Here is a 2,509-nt window from a genome sequence, read left to right as displayed (position 1 = left end):
CTGCATTAGCAGCAATAATAATTCATTTAATTAAAAATAAAAGGTGACTAATTATGTCATTTGCAAAAACACTAAAATGAAAAATGTAAAGGCGGGTAGAATGGGGACTTGTTCTTGTACATCACAAGCGGGTTGTGGGGTGGCCCTTGCTGAAGGATCATTTGGGTGGTCAATGACCGTTTGCTGTGATGGTGATTGCAACAGCTATAGTGGCTCGGGATCATATGGGGGAACTGCTTGTGGTGGTAGATGTCCACATTAATGAATACTCATTCCGAATTTTAATCCAGATTTGATAAAAATGCTCCGGGGACTCTGTACTGGAGTATTTTTAAACTTTTGAGGTAATAACTTATATGATTGGTCGTAATATTTCCTATTTCTTGGCAATCTGTATGTTGGTTTTGTGGGGTTGTTCAGATGAAGTATCCGAAATCCCGAAAACTAAAAGTACAAGCTTAAATAATTTGTTGGAATCTGTGACGACCTCAATGGTTCAGTTCACGGATTTACCGGTAGATACTCTTAATTTGAAACAAAATAGTCTGATGGCAGATAGTAGTGTAGAATCATTATCTTCATCGGCTCGATTGGGGCAAGCAAGGGGATTGATCAAGGTAGATGACAGTTTATATGTGGCTGATGGTCAGCAGAACTGTATATGGGCCATAGACAGGCAGGGAAAGATCAGTCGAAGAATAGGACGTAGTGGCCGGGGGCCCGGGGAATTTGGTGACATAAGTGGGATAATGAAAAATTCAGACCATATTTTTACCGTTGACATTTCCAATGCTCGGATTCAAATGTTTGATCTCAATTTTAATCTTCAGACTATCTTCAACCATGTCATTTCCGGAAATCCTTTTACGAGTGGTAAAATGATGAGTGTGACGGATTCTTTACTGTTCCTTTCGGAGGGAATAAATGACTTTGACCAACTAATTACGGTATATCAAGCAGCACCTCCATTCGATTCTTTGACCTCCTTTCATCCCCGTCTTATTCCACCAGGCATGCAGCCGGCAGCATATAATTATGTTAGTATTGAAACAAATAGTCGTGGAGATATAGCAGTTACCTATACAGGCTTGCCTTATATCTTTTTATATGATAATGACTATGAGCTTCAGCATGTAGTCTATGTGGGTCTTCCTAAAGAGGACCTGCCTGATAATCCACCGATAAAACCAGTAGATAAGCCGGCTCGCACAGTGGCAGAAGCCATTGGGGTTACACATTTAATTGGGAAACCACTCCTAAAAGATGATGGTTCACTTTACTTTTCTAAAGGCAGTAAGCTCTATTTTATACGGCATCAAGGGAATAATAAGTATCAGGCAGAGTGGATCAAATATTATACCTATGCTAATCCTGAAACTCATAAAGAAAAATCGTCTGGAATTATGATTTCAAACTTTATAATTGATGAGAAAGAGAATACAGTGTATCTCGGATCTTTTTTTGAAGAAAATATTTACCGGTTTGGCTTGAGTAAATAATAAGTAACAGATATTTGATTTTACTCCAGGTAGTACTCAATCAACTAATTATTAGATTATTTAATGAGCAAATTCAAAGTTTACCGACAGCACGACAAGATGGATTGTGGGCCCACCTGCCTGCGCATGATTGCCAAACATTATGGTAAAAATTATACCCTGCAGACGCTTCGTAAGAAAAGCGGCATTAATCGTGAGGGTGTTTCTCTGTTGGGGATGAGTGAAGCGGCCGAAGAGATTGGTTTCCGAACCATAGGGGCAAAGCTCACTTGGGAACAGCTAAAAAAGGAGGCGGAACTTCCCTGTGTTATTCACTGGGGACAAGAGCATTTTGTGGTCGTCTATAAAATAAGCGGGCAAAAGGTGTATATCGCTGATCCGGGCAAGGGAAAGGTGGTATATAAAAAAGATGATTTTCTGCAGCAGTGGCTAAGTTCAAAAGTGGAGGAGCAGGCTACGGGAATAGCGTTACTGTTACATACAACGCCAAAGTTTTATGACCTGGAAGGGGAGGAGAACAACGAGCTGAACTTTAGCCGGTTATTGCGCTATGTGTTGCCATATAAGAATTTAATGTTCCAGCTGGCACTGGGGCTGCTCGTGGGAAGTGCACTCCAGCTTGTGGTTCCTTTCTTAACCCAGTCGGTGGTGGATATCGGTATCCAAAACAGGGATCTGAACTTTATCTACCTTATCCTTATTGCCCAGGTGATGTTGTTTATCGGGCGAACGGCCGTTGAGTTTATCCGCTCATGGATTCTGCTGCATATGAGTACCCGTATCAATATCTCTATTCTGTCAGATTTCCTGATTAAGCTGATGAAGCTGCCCATGGCTTTTTTTGATACGCGCATGACCGGGGATATTATGCAGCGGATGGAAGATCATGCCCGGATTCAGAACTTTCTGACTAGTAAAACCCTGAGTACGCTGTTTTCTTTTGCCACCCTTTTTGTTTTTGCGATTGTACTGGCCTACTACCATATGATGATCTTTACCATTTTCTTAGT

General features: G+C 41.1%; 2 protein-coding genes. Both read left to right on the top strand.

Translation table 11 applies throughout. From position 1 onward, the window contains the following. Positions 1-548: 548 nt before the first annotated feature. Positions 549-1,499 carry a 6-bladed beta-propeller gene (locus tag G3569_RS18085; protein ID WP_205720287.1) on the top strand — a complete coding sequence of 317 codons (951 nt, stop codon included), beginning with the start codon at positions 549-551 and terminating at the stop codon, positions 1,497-1,499. Positions 1,500-1,562: 63 nt separating this feature from the next. Further along, positions 1,563-2,509: cysteine peptidase family C39 domain-containing protein (locus G3569_RS18080; RefSeq protein ID WP_240894767.1), on the top strand; the 947-nt coding region annotated here is incomplete at its 3' end.

The organism is Fodinibius halophilus (assembly GCF_011059105.1).
Lineage (GTDB): Bacteria > Bacteroidota > Rhodothermia > Balneolales > Balneolaceae > Fodinibius > Fodinibius halophilus.
Note: the sequence above shows the minus strand (reverse complement) of the source record. Positions and strands in the feature narration are given on the sequence as shown.

Coding starts and splice junctions, on each gene's coding strand:
- G3569_RS18085 (WP_205720287.1), top strand. CDS start 549: ATGGCAGATAGTAGTGTAGAATCATTATCTTCATCGGCTCGATTGGGG.